Origin of the sequence: Bacillus sp. R86525, assembly GCF_042466195.1 — a bacterium.
GTDB lineage: Bacteria > Bacillota > Bacilli > Bacillales > Bacillaceae_G > Bacillus_A > Bacillus_A nitratireducens.
In genome coordinates, this window is sequence record NZ_JAXHPX010000007.1 from 606,274 (window position 1) to 627,862 (window position 21,589).

A 21,589-nucleotide genomic window follows, 5' to 3' on the forward strand; every position below is an offset into this window, starting at 1 on the left:
AATATCTAGCTCCAGTGGCTAAAATGTTCGGTGGCTTCGCTTCTTCCGCCGAGGCCAAAAGCGCCTCTATGTCAGAAGCTCCATCCCCCTCACATTTTGAACGAGCCGCTTCCGCTTTTAATTAAAATACTTGCTCTACTTCAATAACGCCTGGTACTTCTTCAAGTAATGCACGTTCGATACCAGCTTTTAGTGTGATTGTAGAACTTGGGCAGCTTCCGCATGCACCCATAAGGCGTAGTTTTACGATACCTTCTTCAATGTCTACTAATTCAACGTCTCCGCCATCGCGAAGTAAGAATGGACGTAATTTATCTAATACTTCTAATACTTGTTCTTGCATATGTGGGTTTTCCATTTTTATCGACTCCTTTCATCAGTTTTATTATAATCAAGATAGAGGGGAAAATCTATTTTTTCTCTTCTTGTTTTATTGTCGAAATTTTGTATCGTGTGTACAACGTGTTTTTTCAGTATAGGGGTATGGAATAAGTTTGTAAAATGATGTGCTTATGTACTAAGACATCTGAATATACTGTTGAAACAAGAAGTGGGGGAGAAGAAATGGTTAATGTTCAAGTGTATGGGACGAAAGTAATTTGTGCGAGCTGCGTTGGAATGCCATCTTCAACAGAAACGTTTGAGTGGTTACAAGCGGCAATTGGTCGTAAATATGAGGGACAAGAAAATAAATTTAATTTCGAGTATATTGATTTTCAAGAAGAACAAGAAGATGAAGATAAAAAAGCATTCGCAGAGCGCGTAGTGGATGAAGATTTATTTTATCCGGTCGTTCTTGTGAATGGAGAAATTGTTGGAGAAGGAAATCCACGTTTGAAGGATGTTTATGAAGAAATCGAGAAATATTTATAAATTAGGAAGCCTTTGCGAATTTGCAAAGGCTTTTTTATATGGAGGGATAGATGTGGAGAATGGAATAAAACATGTTTTACCAGAAGAAGTAAAACAGTTAATGGAGCAGTACACAGTAGAATTAAAAGAAATTTTTTTGGACGAAAAAATAGTCGAGGTATACATTTACGGATCGATCGCGCTAGGAGCATTTCATATAGAAACGAGCGATGTTGATTTTATTACGGTAACAAGTGATTCCGTGAATGAAGCTGAAAAACAACAAATTATAGAACTGCATAAAAAGCTTAGTAAAAGTACGTTAGGTAAAAGAATGGATGGTATGTATATTCCGCTTGCTGACTTAGGGAAATACAATTATGAAATGAATGAGTACGTGTATTGTGCAGAGGGGAAAGCGGATAGTGGTCATTGGGATATTAATGCGGTCACATGGTGGACGTTGAAAAATCAAGGTATTACAGTTATCGGGAGAGAAGCTGAAGATCTTTCGTTTCAAATAAGGTGGGATGATGTAGTAAATACGATGAAATACAACGTAGAACAGTACTGGAGTGAAAAAGCGAAGCAACCATATTTATTTTTTATAGAAGAGTGGGTAGAATCAGCTGTCGTTACGATGGGACGTATTTTATATACGTTAGATCATAAAACAATCGTTTCAAAAGATAGAGGATTACAATACTTATTAGAATATTCAGCGAAAGAGTGGGAGCCTTTATTGAAAGAGGTAGAGCGAATGCGGCATAATCCAGAAGAAAAGAAAAATTTCTCTCGTTGGAGACGGGCTGATATGACGAAGCGGTATTTGCTGCGTTTGATTGAGGAGTGCAGGGAGAAGTGGTAGGTGAATAGTAAAGCATCCTTTAGATAAAGGGTGCTTTACTATTTTTATATAACGAAAAACGCTTTGCAAAGAATGAGAAGTCGGAAGATAATATTAAAAAACATATATGCGGGGGAAGAGAATGAGTAAATGTAACTTTCATATAAGTAAAGAACAATTATGGAAAGGTTGCATCTTAAAGTCGATTGCAGATGCAATTTTTGTAGCACATGCTCCTGATTTCTCACATGAAAGTTCGTGGGATGGATTCAACTATAGTATGCAAGATAGTCAAGGTGGAAGAGGGACAATTACTTTTCATTCGAAGTACACGATCGTATGTCTTCAAGATGTGAATAGTGAGAGAATTGATGAGTGGATTGATGCAGCAAATTATTTTGAAGGGGCACCTTCGGAAGTGATAGAAATTGCGAAAGAGGAAGCACTCCAATACGTATTAGAAGAAGTCGAGGGCGAAACAGTTCCTTTCATTACGACAGCATTTTGGATTGAGGATAGCGGTGCATATTCAATTGATTCATTTGAAGAGATGGAAGAGCACGGTGGATTCTTATTAGAAATCCCATTACTTGATACCGAATCTGCAATAGAAAGATTGGAAGAAGAGTATGAACTGACAGAGGGGCAAATGGATCTTTTACAACTCGTGTATGAGAGAAAAATCAAAAATCCAAACGAGAAAATTATGTTGTCTAAAGAAGAAGTAGCGATGATTGGAACGGATGATGGCGAAGGGTTGGAAGTGAGTAAGAAGTCGTTTGAAGAAATGAATATTACTTGGGAGTTGTAGGGGAGGATAAAATGTTTCCAATTGGTGAGCAGCCGAGGATTATAAAGGACTTGGAAAATGTTACTGCTAGTTTAGAAGAATTAGCGATTGAGGGGAAAACAAAAAATATAGAACGATTAGCATCTTTACAAGTTAAGAAGTTATGGATTTTCGCAGTAAATCAAAAGCAATTTGAGCATATTCTTACGTACGCTCGCCCAAATATATTGTACGTTTACGAAATGAGGGTCGAGGATTTAAGTAGCCTTCAAAAATTATCTGATTTACAACAGTTGTATATGTGCTGGAATACAAAAGCGAAGACGTTATGGGATATTGCGTATAATAAAAAACTCAAATCCTTACTAATTGATGATTTTTCTAAGCTAGAAGATTTAACTGCTTTAAGTAAGTGTCCGCAACTCAATATCTTTTACATGGGTGGTGGGATAAATACAACGATGAAAGTACAAACTTTACAACCACTCGCTGCATTACAACATTTGAAAAAGCTTACCCTTATGAACTTAAAGGTTAAAGATGATTCGTTAGAACCTTTAATACAATTAAAAAATTTGCGAGAGTTAAGTTTATCTAATCAATTTAAAGTGGAAGAGTATGCAAAATTATCTGTAGCATTGCCATATACGAAATGTAAGTTTTTTAAACCTTACGTATATATGAATGATGCAATAGAGGAAAAAAATATAATGGTGATTGGGAGAAGAAGACAATTCCTTAATTCGAAAACGGATACGGTAAAGATGCAAAAGTATGAAGAACAATTTAAAAAGTTACAAGAGGAATATAGAGCACTAGTAGAAAGTACAATGTGAAGTTACACTGCGTTTTCTACTAGTTTTTTCATATACATATCAACTTCATGAAAGAGTACTAGCTCTTTCTCCTCGGTATTAAGATACACAGCACAATGCAAGTATTGCTGTAAGTAAAAATTAGCTTGTTCGTACTGTTTTAAGTTGTAGAAAGAGAAACAAGTAAGAAGCAGAAACGCTTTTTCTTGTAATATTGGAACGACAGCTAGTACCGGAGTAATGGAATGTATATTTGTTTTTGCTAAATTTTCATAAGACGCCCACACTTGAAACCAGTTGAAAATAGTAGAAAGGTAATTCGGAATGTCGATAGTTTCATGTGAAACATTATGTAATAACTGGTTCTGTTTCATATGTATAGGCTCTATCCTTGTTCGTAGAATGCAATCGAATATTGAGATGTTTTCTTTTACTTGTAATTGGTCCGTAATAAGTTGCGGGAGACCAATTGGATGAACACCTATATTTATATAGAAATCATCTCCAAACTGGCCTTTTTGTATATGAATGATCTTATAAAATCCGTTATCAGCTTTGGAAAATGTATGTCTTTTCTTCTTAAATCCAAGTGGTTTTAACACAGCGTGTAAATGGATAATGAAATCTTGTACTATTAAGTAATCCTTTAGAGAGGTTTACTCTTCATCATAATCGTAAGTAGTTAAGTTTTGTAAGAAACTTTCAAAGTTAGGTGCTAATTCAATAATTTCCTCAAGCTCATTATCGATAAATATAACTGGAGGATTTTCAGCTACATTTCGATAGTCTAATGCAATCCACGTATGTCCGTCCCCAGATAAAAGTACGAGATTCTTAGGCATTTCCCATTCCTGAATTAAATAACGGCTATCTAAAATGCTAGATTCATTTTCATCAAAAGAAATACCGTATAAGCCAGAAACATTAACATGATTATCCGCCCAAGAATTTGGTTCTGAAGTAGGGTGAGCATCAAGGCGAAGCGTTCCTCCATTTTGTTCTTTTAGAAGATTTATGTACGATTCTGGAAGCTTTACGTTTAGTACTTCTTCAGCTTTTTTTATTAGTTCGTCGTTAATCGGTGCTAATTTTAAATAGTCATCTTCTGTCCAAAGTGTAGTCTTCATATTTGGTCACCTCAAATAATAGTTTTAAGAATCTTATTTCATATATTATAGTTAGTTTAAATGACGAGCAATAGAAAGGGGGAAAGAATATGGATGTATTTGAATACCTTGATCGTGTAAATTCTAAAGAAGACTTGTTGAAGTTTCTTGTATATTTTCAAAAGGATTTCAAAGTGAATCAAGGTGAATGGGAGAATATAGAGGTAGAGACTTATTTAGATGCATTACATGGTTGGTTAGGTGCTTATGAAGGTGTTTATATAAATCAAGGGGAGAAGCTTCCAGAAAATATTCCATGGAAGTTTATTGCCCAGATGTTACTTGCGGCAGCTCATTATGAATGAAATTAAATTTTTAAAAGATAGAATGGAGAAAATATTACGATGAACCACAATAAAATTAAACAACTTTTAAAATATGTAGATCGTGCTGAGGATAATGAAATTGAGTTAGAGTATGAATTTGAACCAATGACAATAGAACTATTTAATAGTGAAGAAATAGAAGAAGGACAACTTGGTTATAGCGTTGATGATGAAGGTCAAAGTTTAATCGGGAATGAAGAAGGAGATTGGAAAGAAGGATGGATTGTAATTGGAATAGATTCATATCTTGGGGACCCAATCTTTGTAGATAGTAATGATGAGAATTATCCGGTTTATACAGCTATGCATGGTGAGGGAGATTGGGAGCCAGAATGTATAGCTAAGCGTATAGAAGATGTTATTGAGAAAGTGAAGGAGAATGTGAGATAAATAAACATAGTATTCCGACGGGTAGTATTTTATATATTCACTAAAAGTGATTTAATAAATCACTTTTAGTGAATATATAAAATAATTAACTTAGTGTATTAAAGGTATGATACATGATTATTTTAATATATTTAAAAGTAAAATGAAATAAGAAACGGATAATTGTCGGAATATATTCGATTTCCGTTCAATTTTGTGAAATATATGTCCTTTTTGTTAGATTCCTTCTTTTTATTTCTATAAAATAAGTTGATGTAGGAATAAGAAAAGGATGATGTACGTGAAGGACACAGTTTTACAAGAAACAATTTCTCCACAAGAGTTACATAAAGTTGTTCAAAAGAATACAGCTTATTATGACTTTAAATGGGGCAAAGTAGAAAATCCAGCGCAAGGGAATACATGGAATTGGGTAGCCTTTTTCTTTCCAACTTTTTGGTTAGCTTATCGTAAAATGTATAAGTTATTTATTATACTTACATTATTATCAGTACCTAGTGTACTTGTAGCCCCTTTTATAGACATTCCAGATGGAATTTTTTTATCAATTAGTTTAGCTTTTCAATTAGTAATGATGATATTCACTGGATGGCAAGGGAACCGTTTATATTATAAGCACGCTGTTCGTAGTTTACATAAAGCAGAAGATACGCTTGATTATGAGAAGGCGTATTACTTACAATCAAAGAGTGGCGCTAGTTTGGCTGGTATGATTGGTTTACAAGTTATAGTAGGGATAGTATTTGGTGTAGCCACGTTCGGACTCTCCTTGTTACCAACTGAGCCGAATATAAAAAACGTTGTTCGTTCAAGTGATGAAGGATTTACTTTAGAGGTTATGACGGATAATCCAACTTGGAAGTTTGTAAAGAAAGAAAAAGATTATGACGTAGTAGAGTTTACTGGTTATGATTATGAAGAGAAGAAAAACGTGAAAATTAAATTTGCTGTTTATTTCAGTGAAGACTATTTTGAATGGCAAGAAGTATATGAGAATAATAAGAAGTTAAGTGAAGAAGAATTAGAAGAGTATCAATTTTACATTGAAGAAAATAGTTGGAGTTTCTAGAGGGAACTCGTTCATTTTGAAAAGAAGAATCTTGTGAAGGTTCTTCTTTTTGTTTATTGGGAACGCCATACTAATTGAAATTTTGTAAAATACAATAAAAAATGAGAATTTGAGGTAGGCTTGTCAATAACGCGAGACTATGGCAGTATAAAGAAATGCTATACAAATTTTATTTATCGAGATGTAAACGTCAATTTTGATTTTTACGTATAAATAATGAACGGAGGAAATAAATTTATGGCTACTTTACCAAATTGTCCAAAATGTAATTCAGAATACACGTATGAGGATGGCGTTCTTTTCGTATGCCCAGAATGTGCACATGAGTGGGGCAAAGAAGCAGAAGCTGAAAGTAATGAAGGTGCAAAAGTTGTAAAAGATGCGAACGGAAACGTTCTTCAAGACGGCGATGCTGTTACTGTAATTAAAGATTTAAAGGTAAAAGGAACTTCTTCAGTTGTAAAGATTGGTACGAAAGTAAAGAGTATTCGTCTAGTTGAAGGAGATCACGATATTGATTGCAAAATCGACGGTTTCGGAGCTATGAAGTTAAAATCACAGTTCGTTAAGAAGGCGTAAGATTAGCAAAGAAAAAAGACGCTCTGTAAGTAACTTGCAGAGCGTCTTTTTTATGAGTGTACTTCAACTTCTTTCAACTGACACCGCTTATTAAAGAACGTTTTATACCCAAGTTGTAAGAATATAATAACAGAGAAAGCTGTACTTCCAGAAATGCCAAGTATAATCGCAATTTGATATTGAATGGCTGTAAATGGTGATACACCGGATAAAATTTGACCAGTCATCATGCCTGGAAGACTTATAATCCCCATTCCAACCATAGAATTGATTGTCGGTAAAATAGCAGAATCGAAAGCGTCCCGTATGAGCGGGGCAGCTGCTTGTTTTGGAGTTGCCCCAAGCATAAGTGCACCTTCAATATGGTCTCTTTGTGATTTCATGCTGCTTAAAAAGGTATTTGCCCCGAGGCAAATGCCTGTCATAGCGTTACCGATTAGCATACCGGCAATAGGAACGATATACTGCGGAGCATACCAAGGATCGTGTCCGATAATGACAAAGATAAATAGTAGAAGAGGGCCAATTGATCCAGCAATCATGGAGAGGGCGGCTACTCGTTTTAATTCTTTTGACATTGGAATATTAATTCGTTTATAAATATTGAAAATCGCAAATGTAGTAATAGAAGTAATGAGAGCTATTGTATAAAACGGATTACTATTTTCAAATATGTATGTAAGGACATATGCGACTAGTACGAGCTGAATCGTCATACGTAATGTAGCAATTGTAATTTGTTTCTCACGCGGTATTCCTTTTAATTTCACAAGCCCAATTAAAATAAGGATGAAAATATATGCAGCTGCAAGTTGCCAAATTTGTAGTTCAATAACGCCCTTCAATTGATAGCACTTCCTTTCTAGTTGCACCGTTTGTTTTACTAATTTCAATAATATCGTCTGCGATTTCTTCTGGAAGTTGTTGCGAGTGCGTGATGAAGATAACTGTTTTTTTCTTTTCTCTTGCCAGTAGAGTGAATTGTTTCATAACGCGTCGTTCTGTATCACTATCTAGTGCCGAAGTTGGTTCATCTAATAAATAGACGGGTGGATCCATTAGTACAATACGAGCGAAAGCAAGTCTTTGTTTTTCACCGCCTGATAAAGAAGAGGCGCTATCTTCTAATTTTTTATTTAGGCTAACAGTTGTTAATGCGTCCCGCAAGGCATCGTCATTTGGAAAGGGCTTTTCAGAAAGGCGCAGTCCCATTAATAAATTATCTTTAATTGTTCCATCAAAAATAGGTGGAGTTTGTCCAAGCATGACAACTTCACGTCGTAATTGAATGGGAGGATAATCTAAAATAGATTTTCCATTATATTCAATTGTTCCAGATGTTGGTGATTGTAAATCGTTTAACAGACGAAGTAATGTGCTTTTTCCACTACCACTTTCACCGATAATACAAGTTATTTTTTCTTGTTGAATCTGTAAATAAGGAATGTGTAGAATGTTTTTATATTTGATGTCTTTTAATATAAACATAAATTTCTCCTTTCTGATTCTAGTTATATCGTATCAAAAAGAGAGAAAAATAGAAAAATAAAGTCTATTCAGAGGGAACATCTTTTTTCTTTGTTTGTAGGATTAGATCGTTTTGAGACGGAAGTTAGCTTCGTTAATAAGTTTAGCAAGCGATCTAAGTCTTGACTGAGAGAAATGACTTTATCGTGAGTAAATCCATACTTTTCAACGAGGTGGATTAATTCTTTCTTTTTCACTTCTATTCGATTATTTAGTTTTGTTAAGTTCATAAGTGAAATGAAATGCCTCCTATTATGTGTAGTACTACTTATAGCATAAAAAATAAGACCGAACGTATTCGGTCCTAAAGAAAATAATAAAATGAAATAACTCTTACATATAGCATACACTTTTCATCGATAGTTTTTAATGTTAAAATAGAGAAATTTTGTGAATCTATATTGAGAAAGTTATTTTTAAAAAAATGAATAGAAAAAGGCTGTCTACATAGTAGACAGCCTTTAAAGTATTAACCGTTATGATATTTGTACATCCAAAGAAGACCGGATTTTAATAATCTCGGTACACGCCCCATTAATGGTTGGTTTGCTAGTAAACCAAATCCGTGTTTTTTGCCGAGAGAACCGAGAACACCTTTTAACTTTATAACAGGCAGTTCATCAGGAAGTGGTTCATTATTCCAACGTTTTAATAATATTTGGACAATTTGTTCTCCTTGTCCTTCAGCAAGTTGGGCAGATGGTGCATGTGGAAGTGCTGCACAATCCCCGACAACATAAACGTGCTCGTTATTTGGAATATTGTGATATTTTGTTAAAACAACCCGTCCGCTACCATCTTGTTCAACTGGAAGGTCTCGAACAACTTCATTTGCTTGAATACCAGCTGTCCATACGATTGCATCGCATTCAAGTGGTTCATCATGGTTATATACAATGTTTGGTTCCACTTTTGTAATGTTAGAGTTTCGTATAATGGTAACTTTATGTTTTACAAACCATTCTTCTACGTATCTACTTAATTTTTCTGGATACGGGAATAAAATTCTATCTTTTCGATCAAATAAATAGATTTTTAAATCTGAACGGCTTTCGCGAAGTTCACTTGCCACTTCAACGCCGCTTAAACCAGCCCCAACGACAGCTACTGTTGCATTTGGTTCTAAGCTATTTAATTGTTCATATGTCTTACGTGTTTGTTCAATTGACTGTAGGCTATGTGTATATTCCTTCGCCCCAGGAACGTTATGATATTTATCTTCACAGCCAAGCCCAATAATTAAATCATCATATTGAATCGTTTCACCGCCATCGAGATGAACGGCTTTCGTTTCGAGGTCAATATTTGTTACCGTGCCGTATTGAATATTGAGACGTGGGTGCTCAGGAAACGGTATACGAATATGCGTTTCTGAAATTGTACCCGCAACTAATGCATAATATTCAGTTTTGAAGCAATGATATGGTACTTTGTCGATTAATGTCACTTGTACATCATCTGGAAGTTGGTTGTTTGGAAGTAGCCGCTGCAGAATTCTCATTCCACCGTAGCCGCCACCTAGTAGTACGAGGTGTTTCATGATGGATTACCCCTTTTCTGTTGAAATATCCCCTAATCATACAATTTTATATTAATAAAATATTTTGACTTTACTCAATCAAATTATATCGAATTTGTGAACAAATAACAATGCATGAATGAATACTCTGTTGTACAATAAGAAGAAAAGTAAAGTAAACTGTTTTCATTTGCTAGTTACTATTTCATTATGAATAGCATGTTATATAGAAACAGTCATCTACTTTGAAGTGAAGTAACTAAATAGTTTAGAATATGTAACGAAAACAACAAGAAACAGCTTAGTTTTCTTCTTATAAATAAAATGGAATGGTAACAAGTAGAGAGGGTTACTTATCCGTTTCGTAAATTAGGTATGTACTTCGTGCCTATTAAAGTAAATGGTAATTTGTTTAGAGATACAGGGGGGAGAATTTTGATTAAACCATTAATTGAATTTTGTGTAGGTAATCTTGCGAGTGGTTCACAAGCAGCTTTAGAGAAATTAGAAAAAGATCCGAATTTAGATGTAATGGAGTATGGTTGTTTAGGATATTGTGGTATTTGTTTTGAAGGACCATTTGCCCTTGTGAATGGTGAAGTAGTACAAGGGTCGACAGTAGAAGAACTTGTCAATAATGTATATGAGTATTTGGATGAAAATCCAATGTTTTAAGGTGTTGCGAATGGGCAGCACCTTTTTCTATTAGATAAAATATTATTTCGCAGGGTAGGATAATACGGAATATAAATAAAAAAAGGCCCTTTTAGAAGGGCTTTTTTCTTACACAATTTGTGTAAGAATGACTTATCGCCAAAACGTTGTCAAATATGAGAAACGGGGGACATTCATATTGTGTTCTAAAAGCATGCATTTTATACTTGAAATAATAAATTATTTTTGGAGTGAATAAAAATGAGCCAATTTTCTTTTACAAAAATGCATGGTCTTGGCAATAGCTATATATATGTAAATATGTTTGAGGAACAAATTAGGGAAGAAGATTTAGCTCTTGTAGCGGAAAAGGTTTCAAATATTAATACTGGTATTGGTGCAGATGGAATGATTTTAATTTGTCCTTCTGACGTGGCACCAGTAAAAATGCGCATGTTTAATAACGATGGTTCAGAAGGGAAGAGCTGTGGAAATGGTTTACGCTGCGTAGCGAAATATGCGTATGAGCATAAACTAGTAGAAGATACAGTTTTCACAATTGAAACGTTAGCTGGTATCGTTACGGCTGAAGTAACGGTAGAAGATGACAAAGTTACATTAGCGAAAATAGACATGGGAGCACCTCGTTTAACACGCGAAAAGATACCGATGCTTGGTGAAGGAGAAACACCATTTATTCGTGAAAACTTCTTATACAATAATCACCGTTACGCATTTACAGCTGTTTCAATGGGGAATCCACATGCGGTTATCTTTGTTGATGATGTAGAAAAAGCGCCTCTTACAACGTTAGGGCCAGTTCTTGAGACACATGAAATGTTCCCGGAGCGAGTGAATGTTGAGTTCATCGAGATTTTGAATGATGAAGAAATGAATTTCCGCGTTTGGGAACGTGGATCTGGTGTAACGCAAGCTTGCGGGACAGGAGCATGCGCAGCTGTAGTTGCGGCAATTCTCAATGGAAAAATGGAACGTAGTAAAGAAATTACAGTTCACTTAGCAGGTGGCGATTTAATGATTGCATGGACAGAAGAAGGAAATGTGTTAATGAAAGGACCTGCGGAAGTAATTTGCCACGGAGTGTATGAGTACAAGATAGAAGCGTAAAGATGTATAATAGAACGAGAACAGAAAGGATGGTGTGTTTCATGATTGAAGTAACAGAGCAAGCAGCTTTTCAAATTAAAGATATGTTAAAAGATGCTGAAGATGGAGAGAAGTACGTGCGCCTTGCTGTACATGGCGGCGGATGTACTGGCCTTTCTTACGGCTTAGGATTTGAAGTAGAACCAAAAGAAGACGACACAGTTCTTGAGTTTTTCGGTGTTGAATTTGTTATCGATACAGAAAGTGCTCCAATTGTTAAAGGAGTAAAAATTGATTATAAACAATCTATGCTTGGCGGCGGATTCACAATCGACAATCCAAACGCAATCGCATCATGCGGATGTGGATCATCTTTCCGTACAGCGACGAATGCTGGTAAGCCGGAAGAGTGCTAAGTTTTTAGCAGAAATAGAGAAAGACCTTTTTAGCGATGAAGTAAAATCGTTAAGGAGGTCTTTTCTTTTGTCGTAAAAAATCAAAAACGTCGCCTTCCCAATTTAGAAACCGATCTTAAGATATGTTGCACAACGAATTGTACAATCTAATTTATCTTTGCATAGATGCAAGTATCAATTAGTTGTTTACCGTCAGCTGAAAGATCTTCATTACGTAATATCCCTTCAAGTTCAAAACCTAGTTTTTCAGGGATTGCACGACTTTTCGTGTTATTACGTTCGCATCGTATTTCAATCCTTCTAAATTTGAATAACTGAAATCCAAGGTTCATTAACGCATGTACTACTTCTGTCATATATCCATTTCCACTAAATTGGGTGTTAATCCAGTATCCAATTTCACATTTAGAAACCTTCCAATCAATTCTGTGAAGGCTAGCAGTTCCGATAAAATTATTCGTCTCCTTATGATAGATAAGATAGCGAAAGCTTTCTCTTTTCAAAAAATCTATATGCGCATTTCTCAGGAGAATTTCCGTTTCTTCAACAGTAGGAATTGACTGGAATAAAAGCAGCCATTGCTTTAATTCACTACTGGAATCTTTAATAGCTTCGTGTACTATATTCCCTTCACCAGCTTGAAGTGGTGCCCGAAGAATGAGTCTGTCTGTTTCTATTTGTAACGGAACATCTAATAAAATAGGATTCATATTATTTCACCTCCCAAAAACTTTAAATTAGGACATATAAAAAACTTTCGCTCGAAAGCTAGAAAACAATAAATATATATTCAATTCATCATTTAGAAATCCCTTTTCACATATTGAAGACGAAACCGCTAGTTGAATAAGGAATGATTATTTTTTTTCTGATTTTTGTCTTTTGCATAATTAGAGGTTGGTTTATGTGTATGGAGAAGATATGGCAAGATATAGTAGGATTATTATTTGGTATAATATGGTGAGATTACATAAAAGGAATGAATGGTATGAGGATAAAAGTGAAAATAAAAAAAGCGAAGAAAAGCACCAGAATTCTGGCCTTCATCGCATTAATTGGGTTATTCGTTACTGACATGATCGGAAACTTATATTTAAGTGCAGGGGCAGTACTATTTGCGCTGGCCCTAATAGCAGCAGTTATTACTGATATGGTAGGTAGTTTTATAAAGTCTTGGAGAGAGAACCGTGAGTGATTGGAGAGTACAAGGATGAATGAAAATCAAGTAACGCTAATTTTAATAGCAGTAATAACAATCGCTTTAGTATTTGTCGGAGTCTCGTCCCAATTCAATAGCATTATTGTGGATGGTATCGCTGTACTGTTCTTGTTAGTATCTACGGCAGTAGGCGCAGCGGTTGTGACAGAGCGCAGGTTACGTAAAAAGTAGTATTTTCCTTATACAAGATGGGGGGACACATGATTGACGATGTTTTTGAATTCGTAGGGAGATATGTGATTAAACCTATAATTAGATTTGTGAGATGCCTTGTAATAGATATTATAATTGAGTGCATAATAGAAGGCGTAATAAACGGTATACGCAAATTACGTAATAAAATTCGTAACAAGTGGAAAAACTGGCGTGAAAGATGATTAACAAATATTCACATGAAAACTCTTATTAGAAAGAAACTAAATGCTTCTTTCTAATAAGAGTTTTCTTTTGTTTTGACATTTTGTATACAAAGGGGGACTTGAAATGAGAAAAGATAAGTTCATGAAAGAAGGACACCACCGTGGTGAGCGCCATAAAGGGAGAGACGGATCTCATCATCGTGGACCGAAAACATTTCGCCGCGGGAGAGCGATTGCCTTTTTAGAAATGATGAATTTGAAACGGGCGACAATTAAACAACAGTTAAGTGAGCCAGAATTCCAGTCTATTCAGCAAATTTTAATCGGAGAATTAAAGGCAATTGATATGGTTATTAATGAATTTACACAACTATTTGAAATACATGAGAGTGAAACAGAAGAAGCGCCTACGTTAGATGAGAAGGAAAATCTAGAGCAAGGGGCTGCATCTGATGAAACAAATTAATCGTTATATCGATTCAGTGTTTTGTGATCAAGATGCTCTTTTGGATGAAGTGATTGCTTCCATAAAAGAAAATGAAATGCCACCGATATCGGTATCGCCTTCTTCGGGGAAACTTTTAACGATGTTAGTTTCCATTTCTGGAGCGAAAGATGTTTTAGAAATAGGTGCATTAGGTGGATATAGCGGCATTTGTCTTGCAAGAGGTTTTGGAGAAGAAGGTACGTTAACTTCTCTTGAATTAGAAGAGAAATATGCAGAGATAGCACACAGCAATCTACATAAAGCGGGATTTGGAAATCAAGTGTCGTATATGACGGGTGCTGCGTTACAAAGTCTTGAAAAACTAGCCGCTGGTAATAAACGATTTGATTTCTTCTTTATTGATGCTGATAAGGAGAATTATAAAAATTACTTAACATACTGCATCCAGCTTGCTAAGCCAGGTGCGGTAATTGTTACAGATAATGTTTTAGCTAGTGGTAGTGTAGTTGATGAAAGTGCGAAACCAAAACGTTATACAGAAGTTATGAAGAAGTTTAATGAAGTAGTAGCAACTCATCCGAATTTAGAATCTGTACTCATTCCAATTGGTGACGGGATGACGATTTCTAAAGTGAAGAAATAATTGTTATCTTACAAAAGTGTAATGTTCATGTCATGTTTTTGAATTTCTTCTTTAAAGCTTAAGCTTTAAGATAACAATATAAGAAAAACACATGAGGTGAAGGAAATGAAAAGATACATTGCACTTTTTAGTATTTTAGTTGTATTCGCAAGTCTTTTAGCTGGTTGTGATATTAATCGTATGGGGAAAGATCAGTATTATGTTCAAATTACAGCTGATGGAATTGAAAAAAACGGGAAGTCTGATAACGGAGAGCCATACAAATATTTTGAGTATAAATTAAAAGGCTTCGATAAAGACGGAACAGAAAAAGAATTAGAATTCACAGCTGAAAAAAACTTACGTAAAGATGCATTCTTACGCGTATACAATTCAGATAAAAAAGGTGTATCAGCTTGGGAAGAAGTGAAGAAAGACGAGCTTCCTGCGAAAGTGAAAGAAAAATCAGGTGTGAAATAAGACAGAAAAAGGAATTGACGAACAGGGTCAATTCCTTTTTGTATTTTCAAACTCCTCTTCTGAAATGACTTTAAATCCGTGTCTTTTAAATAAAGCAGTTGTCACTCCGAAACCAGTTTGCTTATTACCGTTAAATTCTCCTGTGTAAATAGTAGAACTACCACAAGATGGACTGCGTTCTTTTAAAATAATATATTCTGGATTTAAATCTTTTATTTGTTCTAGAGCTTTATAAGCACCGCTCACGAAAGCTTCTGTAACATCTTCCCCGTCTTGTGTCATCACTTTCGCTTTTCCATCTAAAACATCATCGCCATTCCCGCCAATAATTTCAGCTGAAGGACGAGGCGTTGGTAATCCTCCTAATACTTCAGGACAAATGAGGACTGTATCTTCTTGTTGCAGTAGCTCCTCTATTTTTGAAACGAGATTGTCATTTCCATCATACCGACAAGCGATACCACCTAAACAAGCACTTATTACGATCATATTGTCACCTCCAAAAAAATTTAAAATATCACGCCAATTTTTCTTCCTGACTCTTACCTATAAATGAGGTGATGAAAATGGGAAGCTTATATAACTTAATGAAACCATACAGTGAATTTCGAAGTAAAGAAGAGTTTAATACATATCAAAAGCAAGTTTTGAAGTACTATCGATTTGAATTAAATAAGACGGATGCTACCATCATTTATTTTTTAGGAAAGTATGCAGTGAATGAGAAACAGAAAACAGTGGGAGTTGCTTGTCCTTTAATGGAGACGATTGCGACGAATGTTGGAAAGAGTATTCGTACAGTACGCCGCTCAATTGCAAAGTTAGAGGAACTAGGGATTATAAAACGTGTTGCGACAAAAGAAAGATATAAGCGCGGGGGATATAGTGCAAACTTATATGTATTTCTTAAATCTGCAATTGACCGCATGGATGACCGTATGAAAATGTCCGCATGTGAAAGTGATGATCGTGCAGATGACTGTAGTAAAAATGAGCAAAAAAATGAGGGGGAAACAATTTTTTCTAAAAACATTCCACAAATAAAAGAGAATAGAAAAGAAACGTACGAACTTGATGCGACGTATTGCCGCCACGATATACCGAAGCCTTTTATATACGCACTTGTGCCGATGACGCGTAATCCGAAGAAAATTAATATATTTTGGAGTAAGGTGGAACTGGCATATAAAAAGAGCGGGTTACTAGAGCAAGGTGTGTTACTGGAGCAAATTTTAGCTGATGAAGAAGTGTATGGACATTTCATTTGGCGAGTAAAGAGTGTTGTGAGAGCGTATAAATACAGGGAAATTCGTAAAAATGTTAAGGCGCTTTTATATAGTACAGTGCGTGATCTATTTTTAGAGGTTGGACTAGAATGGGGAGCAGCTGTGAGAAGAAGTAAGGGGATACCGTTATTTGATCCGTTTAAAAAGGAGCCATGCGTATAACACATGACTCCAAGTAGTCAATCAAACTTTCTTACAACTGGAACACGAATCGCTACAAATAGTACGAAGACGATAACGGCGATTGCACCGCTTTTCATAACGGTTACGATTGGAATTCCTATTGCAAGTGCGATTGATGTAAATGCATAAGAAAGCGGGATAAAGCCCATGGATGATAGCATAAGTAAACTCATTACGCGTCCCATCATTTCTTCTTTTACTGTCGATTGAATCATCGCCATAAGCGGAACGATAGCCATTGCGATTGTAATACCGTAAAACATGCCAGCTAATAATGCTTGCCAAAGTACGGTGCTAAAGTTGATGGATAAGAAGAAGACACCAGACAGTAGCATCATGATAATGCAAAATAGACCGCGTCTACGATTAATATTTTTTAAACCGACAATGATAGCGCCTATTGCCATTCCGCCTCCTACAGACGCTTCTAAGTAACTAAACTGAAGCGAATCACCGTGCAGAACGTTTTTGACGAAGAGCGGGAAGCCAACTTGCATCGGACCGATTAAAAATAAATTTAAAAAGGCGCTACATAAAAGGAAAGTTGAAAGGAACGGTGATTCTTTTACATATGAAATTCCCTCTTTAATAGAAGTAAACATGCCTTTATCTGTTTCATTTTTTTCGGGTACTGTAAATTGTATTTTTTGAACGAGTATGGCAGCGATAATAAGTAGCAGGATTGTAATTGAAAAAATTGTTTCATAGTTCGTAAATTTAATGAGAATACCGCCAAGTACAGGTCCTAAAATGACAGATGCTTGGTTTGTCATTTGAGTAAGTGAATTTGCTTGTGTTAAACGGCTTTTTTCTACAAGTTCAGGCAGAATAGAGCCGTCTGCTGACCAGAAGAAAGCGTCAGCAAGCCCGAAGAACAAAGCAAACAAAGCAAATGTATATAGTGTTACATCACCGACGATGAACCAAGTGAGAATTGTTGCAACAAGAATAGCGCGAATAATATTTGAGTAAAACATAATGTTTTTTTTCGGGAATTTATCAGCTAATGCTCCGCCAATAATCATAAAAATGAGTCTCGGAACACTAAGAGCCACGAAAACAATACCGAGTGAAGCTTCAAGGTTTAATGTTTTTGCTATGTACCACGTTTGTGAAAAAGTAAAAAAGGCTAAAGCAAAGCTTGAAAAGAGAGTAGCTGCCCAAAGAAAAAGGAAATTCGTATTTTTTAATAACGGTTTCGTATTTTCCTTTAAAGCAGATTTATTTTGTTGTAGTTCCTCCATATTGCTTCCTTTCTATGTACCAAATTTAGACTAAAAAACCTATTAACAATCGTTTTATCCCGCTATTTGCGGGCAGTAAAACTCCCACCTCAAAATTCGGCTGGAGCAAAGAAGTTAGGTGGGAGACCAACTGCCCGTAAACGCCCGATTGGTTCAACTAATACTCAGTGGGGGATAAACAAAACCCCCACTGAGTATTAGTTTCACTTTATACAGTTTCTAATATTTCTATACTGCACTTTCTCATTGTAGACAATAATAATGAATTTGCACAGTGGCTATTTAACGACAAAAAAAGATGCCGAAGGGCATCTTTTTTAAGCTAACGCGATATAAATATCCAATTGTACGTTATTTGGATCTAATGCATTTTCGTCATAAAGCTCAAAGTCTGTTGTAAAAGCACGCTTGTTTTCTTTCGACCATTGCCAAATATATTCCCAAGCCTCGCACACGACTTCAGACACAGGGCCTTTTCTCGTTGTAAATACTGCATACGTTGCGGCAGGTATTGTTATAGCTGTCATATTTTCAGGAACGTCTTCCAACGAAGAAACAGGCATGCCAATAGTAAATTGATATGTACCGGTTTCATCCGATTCGTAGTTTGAATAGAAGGCGAAGGTTTCTTTTGTTTGTTGATTTGGAATTTGATGCATGATTTGTTCTTGGAAGTAGCGATTCCAAAGCTTTGGAATTTCTCCTTCAGTAGACGCCTCTTTTTCATTTGTCGTCGTAATAGAGACGCCGATTGCTTGGAAAGCTTCTTTTGTTACGATAATCGGTTCTTTCATTAATAAAACCTCCCTTTATTGGACAAAACATACGTTCTGTTTTTATTGTAACATATTTTGGAAGGAAGTAGTGTTTTTTATTAAGTTGAAATGTATTTTATTTAGGAAAAGGAAGAATTTCGATTAGGAATCTCTAAATGAAAAGAACTCCTTTCATGTAAAAGGAGTTCTTTTCATTTCTATATTAAAACATACTTGAGCTATGCATTGGTTGGAGTTTTGCGTTTGGATCGAAGTAAGCTTTTGCATTATTTACTGCTGTCGGTGCTTCACCAAAGCCGCAAGCAATGAGTTTTACTTTTCCTTCATATGTACAAATGTCGCCGGCAGCATAAATGCCAGGAATATTTGTTTCCATTTTTGAATTCACGAGGATGCTGTTTTTTTGAATGTCTAAGCCCCAATTTTTAATTGGACCAAGAGAAGAAACGAAGCCGTAGTTTACGATTACGTCATCAACATCGATGATAATTTTTTCTTCAGTTTTTACGTGCTGAAGAACGACTTGTTCAATCTTGTCATCACCAATGAGTTCTACTGGAACGTACGGTGTACTTACTTCTGCACGAGAATTCATTAAGCTTTCTACGCTATGTTCATGCGCACGGAATTTATCACGGCGATGAACGATTGTAACTTTGTCAGCGATTGGCTCTAACATCATTGTCCAATCAACCGCTGAGTCGCCGCCACCAAATACTACGACGCGCTTACCAGCAAATTTATTCATATCATCAACAAAATAATGTAAGTTTTTCTTTTCATATTTTGCTGTATCTTCTAATTCTAAGCGGCGTGGTTGGAAAGCACCATTGCCAGCAGTAATAATAACTGATTTAGAATAGTGAGTTTGCTTATTCGTAACAAGTTTAAATATACCGTCAGCTTGTTTTTCAAGCGTATCAACAGCTTCTTCTAAGCAAACGGTTGGATCAAACTTCTTCATTTGCTCTTTTAAGTTATCAACTAATTCTTGTGCGCGTACTTTTGGAAATCCAGCTACATCATAAATGTATTTTTCAGGGTAGAGTGCGGATAATTGCCCTCCAAGTTGAGGTAAGCTTTCAATGATTTTTACACTTGCTTGTCTCATACCGCCATAAAATGCGGTGAACAGTCCTGTTGGACCACCACCAATAATCGTTATGTCGTAAACTTTTTGATTTTCTGCCACTTTCATTCCCCCTATAGATGGAATTTTGATATTGATTTCATATATTGTTCATATGTACACGAAAATCCTGCAAATGATGATACTTTCAAATAAATGATAGCATATTTGAGTTCATAATACTTCTGGAAACGACTGAATTGTGTGTAAGTTTTCGCATGGATGTTTTTTAAATTGTATAAAATATAAGGAAAGGAAAATACATGAAAAAAAGGCTGAAAAACCCTTGAAAACGCTATGTTATTTTAAAATATTGATAATTCGCTAGGTGCTTGAATTCTGGAATAAAACCGACTAATATAGGGAAGTATTATGTTAAATTTCTATGACAAATTTCGTACGATTTTTTGACTGCGTTTTGTTACGATATAGAATGTGATAAATTCCACATTCTTGACAAATAGAGTTTTTAGTACTTGGTACTATTTTTTATTACTATTATATAAAGAAAAGGGTTGTGATTTGGTGAAGACTCCAAAAATCGTAGTTTTAGGTGCAGGTTATGGCGGGATGATTACGACTGTTCGTCTGCAAAAAGCATTATCTGTAAATGAAGCTGAAATTACGTTAGTAAACAACAACAGCTATCACTACCAAGCGACTTGGTTACACGAGAGCGCAGCTGGTACATTACAAGATGAAAAAATCTGTCTAGATATTCAAGACGTTATCGATACAAATAAAGTGAACTTTGTACAAGATACAGTAGTAGAAATTAAAGCTGCTGAAAAACGCATTATCTTAAAAGACGGCGAATTAGAGTATGATTACTTAGTAATCGGTCTTGGTTTCGAATCAGAAACATTCGGAATTACAGGATTAAAAGAGCATGCATTCTCAATCGCTAACATTAATGCAACTCGTCAAATTCGTGAGCATATGGAAGCTAGTTTCGCTAAATATGCAACTGAACAACGCGATGAGTTAGTTACAATCGTTGTTGGTGGTGCTGGATTTACTGGTATCGAGTACGTAGGTGAGCTTGCAAACCGTGTTCCTGAACTTTGCAAACAGTACAATGTACCACGTGAAAAAGCACGTATTATCTGCGTTGAAGCTGCTCCAACAGCACTTCCAGGTTTCGATCCAGCATTAGTAGAATATGCTGTGAAACAACTTGAGAAAAAAGGCGTAGAATTCCGCATCGGTACAGCAATTAAAGAAGCAACTGAAGAAGGTATTATCGTTGCGAACGGTGATGACACTGAATTACTGAAGTCTGAAACAGTAGTTTGGGCTGCAGGTGTTCGTGGTAATGGTATTGTAGAAGAATCTGGATTTGAAGCAATGCGCGGCCGCGTTAAAGTTGATGAGTATATGCACGCTCCAGGATACGAAGAGGTATTCATGGTTGGTGACGCAGCGTTAATCATTAACGAAGAAATTAACCGTCCATACCCACCAACAGCACAAATTGCAATTCAACAAGGTTACAACATTGCACACAACTTAACTGTGTTAGTTCGTGGTAAAGGCGAAATGAAAACATTCGCATTCGACAATAAAGGATCTGTATGTTCATTAGGTCATGACGATGCAATGGGCGTTGTTATGGGTAAAAAATTAACAGGTTGGAAAGCTTCCTTCATGAAGAAAGTAATCGATAACCGTTACCTATTCTTATTAGGTGGACCTCTATTAGTTCTTAAAAAAGGTAAATTAAAGTTCTTTTAATATATAGTAGAAAAAGCAGAAACGGCTAAGAGCTGTTTCTGCTTTTTTCGTA

At 35.7% G+C, this 21,589-nt stretch carries 30 protein-coding genes; 18 read left to right on the top strand and 12 right to left on the bottom strand.

The genetic code is table 11. The features are described from left to right. Window positions 1–121: 121 nt before the first annotated feature. Window positions 122–358 (bottom strand): NifU family protein, encoded by a 237-nt coding sequence (locus SJY24_RS05455; RefSeq protein WP_000431159.1) that lies wholly within the window; start codon window positions 356–358, stop codon window positions 122–124. Window positions 359–564: 206 nt separating this feature from the next. On the opposite strand from SJY24_RS05455, the gene SJY24_RS05460 reads away from it, so the two are divergent. From SJY24_RS05460 to SJY24_RS05475, 4 genes are all read left to right on the top strand, one after another. Further along, complete coding sequence (locus SJY24_RS05460) at window positions 565–873, top strand: YuzD family protein (RefSeq protein WP_377863981.1); 309 nt, start codon at window positions 565–567, stop codon at window positions 871–873. Then, window positions 842–1,720, top strand: a complete 879-nt coding sequence (locus tag SJY24_RS05465) for a nucleotidyltransferase domain-containing protein (protein WP_377863982.1) — start codon at window positions 842–844, stop codon at window positions 1,718–1,720. The genes SJY24_RS05460 and SJY24_RS05465 overlap by 32 nt, the downstream gene beginning before the upstream one ends. A gap of 121 nt (window positions 1,721–1,841) precedes the next feature. Then, window positions 1,842–2,510 carry a hypothetical protein gene (locus SJY24_RS05470; protein WP_377863983.1) on the top strand — a complete coding sequence of 223 codons (669 nt, stop codon included), beginning with the start codon at window positions 1,842–1,844 and terminating at the stop codon, window positions 2,508–2,510. A gap of 11 nt (window positions 2,511–2,521) precedes the next feature. After that, on the top strand, window positions 2,522–3,325 hold the full coding sequence (locus tag SJY24_RS05475) for a leucine-rich repeat domain-containing protein (protein WP_377863984.1): 804 nt from the start codon (window positions 2,522–2,524) through the stop codon (window positions 3,323–3,325). Window positions 3,326–3,327: 2 nt separating this feature from the next. On the opposite strand, the gene SJY24_RS05480 is transcribed toward SJY24_RS05475, so the two are convergent. Beyond that, window positions 3,328–3,939, bottom strand: a complete 612-nt coding sequence (locus tag SJY24_RS05480; protein WP_377867220.1) for a DUF4304 domain-containing protein — start codon at window positions 3,937–3,939, stop codon at window positions 3,328–3,330. A 21-nt stretch (window positions 3,940–3,960) separates the two neighbouring features. Further along, window positions 3,961–4,431, bottom strand: coding sequence for an SMI1/KNR4 family protein (locus tag SJY24_RS05485; protein ID WP_377863985.1), 471 nt, complete (start codon window positions 4,429–4,431; stop codon window positions 3,961–3,963). An 89-nt stretch (window positions 4,432–4,520) separates the two neighbouring features. Here SJY24_RS05485 and SJY24_RS05490 point away from each other — a divergent pair, with 89 nt between their 5' ends. From SJY24_RS05490 to phnA, 4 genes are all read left to right on the top strand, one after another. Beyond that, window positions 4,521–4,775: a DUF7660 family protein gene (locus tag SJY24_RS05490; protein ID WP_377863986.1), complete on the top strand. Its 255-nt coding sequence runs from the start codon at window positions 4,521–4,523 to the stop codon at window positions 4,773–4,775. 39 nt (window positions 4,776–4,814) lie between these two features. Beyond that, window positions 4,815–5,186, top strand: a complete 372-nt coding sequence (locus tag SJY24_RS05495; protein WP_377863987.1) for a hypothetical protein — start codon at window positions 4,815–4,817, stop codon at window positions 5,184–5,186. A gap of 274 nt (window positions 5,187–5,460) precedes the next feature. After that, window positions 5,461–6,255, top strand: coding sequence for a DUF2628 domain-containing protein (locus tag SJY24_RS05500; protein WP_377867221.1), 795 nt, complete (start codon window positions 5,461–5,463; stop codon window positions 6,253–6,255). A gap of 237 nt (window positions 6,256–6,492) precedes the next feature. After that, window positions 6,493–6,834: an alkylphosphonate utilization operon protein PhnA gene (gene phnA / locus SJY24_RS05505; protein ID WP_000212734.1), complete on the top strand. Its 342-nt coding sequence runs from the start codon at window positions 6,493–6,495 to the stop codon at window positions 6,832–6,834. Between the two features lie 50 nt (window positions 6,835–6,884). On the opposite strand, the gene SJY24_RS05510 is transcribed toward phnA, so the two are convergent. The 4 genes from SJY24_RS05510 to SJY24_RS05525 all read right to left on the bottom strand — a co-directional run bounded on the left by SJY24_RS05510 (window position 6,885) and on the right by SJY24_RS05525 (window position 9,901). Continuing rightward, window positions 6,885–7,679 carry an ABC transporter permease gene (locus tag SJY24_RS05510; protein WP_377863988.1) on the bottom strand — a complete coding sequence of 265 codons (795 nt, stop codon included), beginning with the start codon at window positions 7,677–7,679 and terminating at the stop codon, window positions 6,885–6,887. Next, a complete protein-coding gene (locus SJY24_RS05515; protein ID WP_377863990.1) occupies window positions 7,663–8,322 on the bottom strand; it encodes an ABC transporter ATP-binding protein in 660 nt (219 codons plus the stop codon). The genes SJY24_RS05510 and SJY24_RS05515 overlap by 17 nt, the downstream gene beginning before the upstream one ends. 68 nt (window positions 8,323–8,390) lie before the next feature. Further along, on the bottom strand, window positions 8,391–8,591 hold the full coding sequence (locus tag SJY24_RS05520; protein ID WP_377863991.1) for a Spo0E family sporulation regulatory protein-aspartic acid phosphatase: 201 nt from the start codon (window positions 8,589–8,591) through the stop codon (window positions 8,391–8,393). 239 nt (window positions 8,592–8,830) lie between these two features. Further along, complete coding sequence (locus SJY24_RS05525) at window positions 8,831–9,901, bottom strand: NAD(P)/FAD-dependent oxidoreductase (protein WP_377863992.1); 1,071 nt, start codon at window positions 9,899–9,901, stop codon at window positions 8,831–8,833. A gap of 414 nt (window positions 9,902–10,315) precedes the next feature. Here SJY24_RS05525 and SJY24_RS05530 point away from each other — a divergent pair, with 414 nt between their 5' ends. The 3 genes from SJY24_RS05530 to SJY24_RS05540 all read left to right on the top strand — a co-directional run bounded on the left by SJY24_RS05530 (window position 10,316) and on the right by SJY24_RS05540 (window position 12,057). After that, window positions 10,316–10,555, top strand: a complete 240-nt coding sequence (locus tag SJY24_RS05530; protein WP_000595027.1) for a YuzB family protein — start codon at window positions 10,316–10,318, stop codon at window positions 10,553–10,555. 240 nt (window positions 10,556–10,795) lie between these two features. Further along, window positions 10,796–11,662: a diaminopimelate epimerase gene (dapF, locus tag SJY24_RS05535; RefSeq protein WP_377863993.1), complete on the top strand. Its 867-nt coding sequence runs from the start codon at window positions 10,796–10,798 to the stop codon at window positions 11,660–11,662. A gap of 41 nt (window positions 11,663–11,703) precedes the next feature. Continuing rightward, window positions 11,704–12,057: a HesB/IscA family protein gene (locus tag SJY24_RS05540; protein ID WP_000573830.1), complete on the top strand. Its 354-nt coding sequence runs from the start codon at window positions 11,704–11,706 to the stop codon at window positions 12,055–12,057. 146 nt (window positions 12,058–12,203) lie between these two features. On the opposite strand, the gene SJY24_RS05545 is transcribed toward SJY24_RS05540, so the two are convergent. Continuing rightward, window positions 12,204–12,767 (bottom strand): GNAT family N-acetyltransferase, encoded by a 564-nt coding sequence (locus tag SJY24_RS05545; RefSeq protein ID WP_377863994.1) that lies wholly within the window; start codon window positions 12,765–12,767, stop codon window positions 12,204–12,206. Window positions 12,768–13,045: 278 nt separating this feature from the next. On the opposite strand from SJY24_RS05545, the gene SJY24_RS05550 reads away from it, so the two are divergent. The 5 genes from SJY24_RS05550 to SJY24_RS05570 all read left to right on the top strand — a co-directional run bounded on the left by SJY24_RS05550 (window position 13,046) and on the right by SJY24_RS05570 (window position 15,185). Next, window positions 13,046–13,252 (top strand): hypothetical protein, encoded by a 207-nt coding sequence (locus SJY24_RS05550; protein ID WP_088098365.1) that lies wholly within the window; start codon window positions 13,046–13,048, stop codon window positions 13,250–13,252. 15 nt (window positions 13,253–13,267) lie between these two features. Next, window positions 13,268–13,447, top strand: coding sequence for a hypothetical protein (locus tag SJY24_RS05555; RefSeq protein ID WP_377863995.1), 180 nt, complete (start codon window positions 13,268–13,270; stop codon window positions 13,445–13,447). A 312-nt stretch (window positions 13,448–13,759) separates the two neighbouring features. Further along, on the top strand, window positions 13,760–14,101 hold the full coding sequence (locus SJY24_RS05560) for a hypothetical protein (protein WP_377863996.1): 342 nt from the start codon (window positions 13,760–13,762) through the stop codon (window positions 14,099–14,101). Continuing rightward, entirely contained in the window at window positions 14,088–14,726 is a 639-nt protein-coding gene (locus SJY24_RS05565) for an O-methyltransferase (RefSeq protein WP_377863997.1), read from the top strand. The genes SJY24_RS05560 and SJY24_RS05565 overlap by 14 nt, the downstream gene beginning before the upstream one ends. Before the next feature lie 105 nt (window positions 14,727–14,831). Further along, complete coding sequence (locus tag SJY24_RS05570; protein ID WP_377863998.1) at window positions 14,832–15,185, top strand: YxeA family protein; 354 nt, start codon at window positions 14,832–14,834, stop codon at window positions 15,183–15,185. 27 nt (window positions 15,186–15,212) lie between these two features. On the opposite strand, the gene SJY24_RS05575 is transcribed toward SJY24_RS05570, so the two are convergent. Then, window positions 15,213–15,674: a 2-thiouracil desulfurase family protein gene (locus SJY24_RS05575; protein ID WP_377863999.1), complete on the bottom strand. Its 462-nt coding sequence runs from the start codon at window positions 15,672–15,674 to the stop codon at window positions 15,213–15,215. Between the two features lie 77 nt (window positions 15,675–15,751). Here SJY24_RS05575 and SJY24_RS05580 point away from each other — a divergent pair, with 77 nt between their 5' ends. Further along, the gene (locus tag SJY24_RS05580) at window positions 15,752–16,633 is read left to right on the top strand and encodes a helix-turn-helix domain-containing protein (RefSeq protein WP_377864000.1); all 882 of its coding nucleotides are present in this window, start codon (window positions 15,752–15,754) and stop codon (window positions 16,631–16,633) included. A 17-nt stretch (window positions 16,634–16,650) separates the two neighbouring features. Here SJY24_RS05580 and SJY24_RS05585 read toward each other — a convergent pair whose 3' ends face one another. From SJY24_RS05585 to SJY24_RS05595, 3 genes are all read right to left on the bottom strand, one after another. After that, the gene (locus SJY24_RS05585; protein ID WP_377864001.1) at window positions 16,651–17,898 is read right to left on the bottom strand and encodes an MFS transporter; all 1,248 of its coding nucleotides are present in this window, start codon (window positions 17,896–17,898) and stop codon (window positions 16,651–16,653) included. Window positions 17,899–18,215: 317 nt separating this feature from the next. Next, entirely contained in the window at window positions 18,216–18,692 is a 477-nt protein-coding gene (locus tag SJY24_RS05590) for a GyrI-like domain-containing protein (RefSeq protein ID WP_377864002.1), read from the bottom strand. Between the two features lie 184 nt (window positions 18,693–18,876). Further along, window positions 18,877–19,866: an NAD(P)/FAD-dependent oxidoreductase gene (locus SJY24_RS05595; protein WP_000829776.1), complete on the bottom strand. Its 990-nt coding sequence runs from the start codon at window positions 19,864–19,866 to the stop codon at window positions 18,877–18,879. Window positions 19,867–20,328: 462 nt separating this feature from the next. Between SJY24_RS05595 and SJY24_RS05600 the strand changes: the two genes are divergently transcribed. Further along, the gene (locus SJY24_RS05600) at window positions 20,329–21,537 is read left to right on the top strand and encodes an NAD(P)/FAD-dependent oxidoreductase (RefSeq protein ID WP_377864003.1); all 1,209 of its coding nucleotides are present in this window, start codon (window positions 20,329–20,331) and stop codon (window positions 21,535–21,537) included. Window positions 21,538–21,589: the final 52 nt, after the last annotated feature.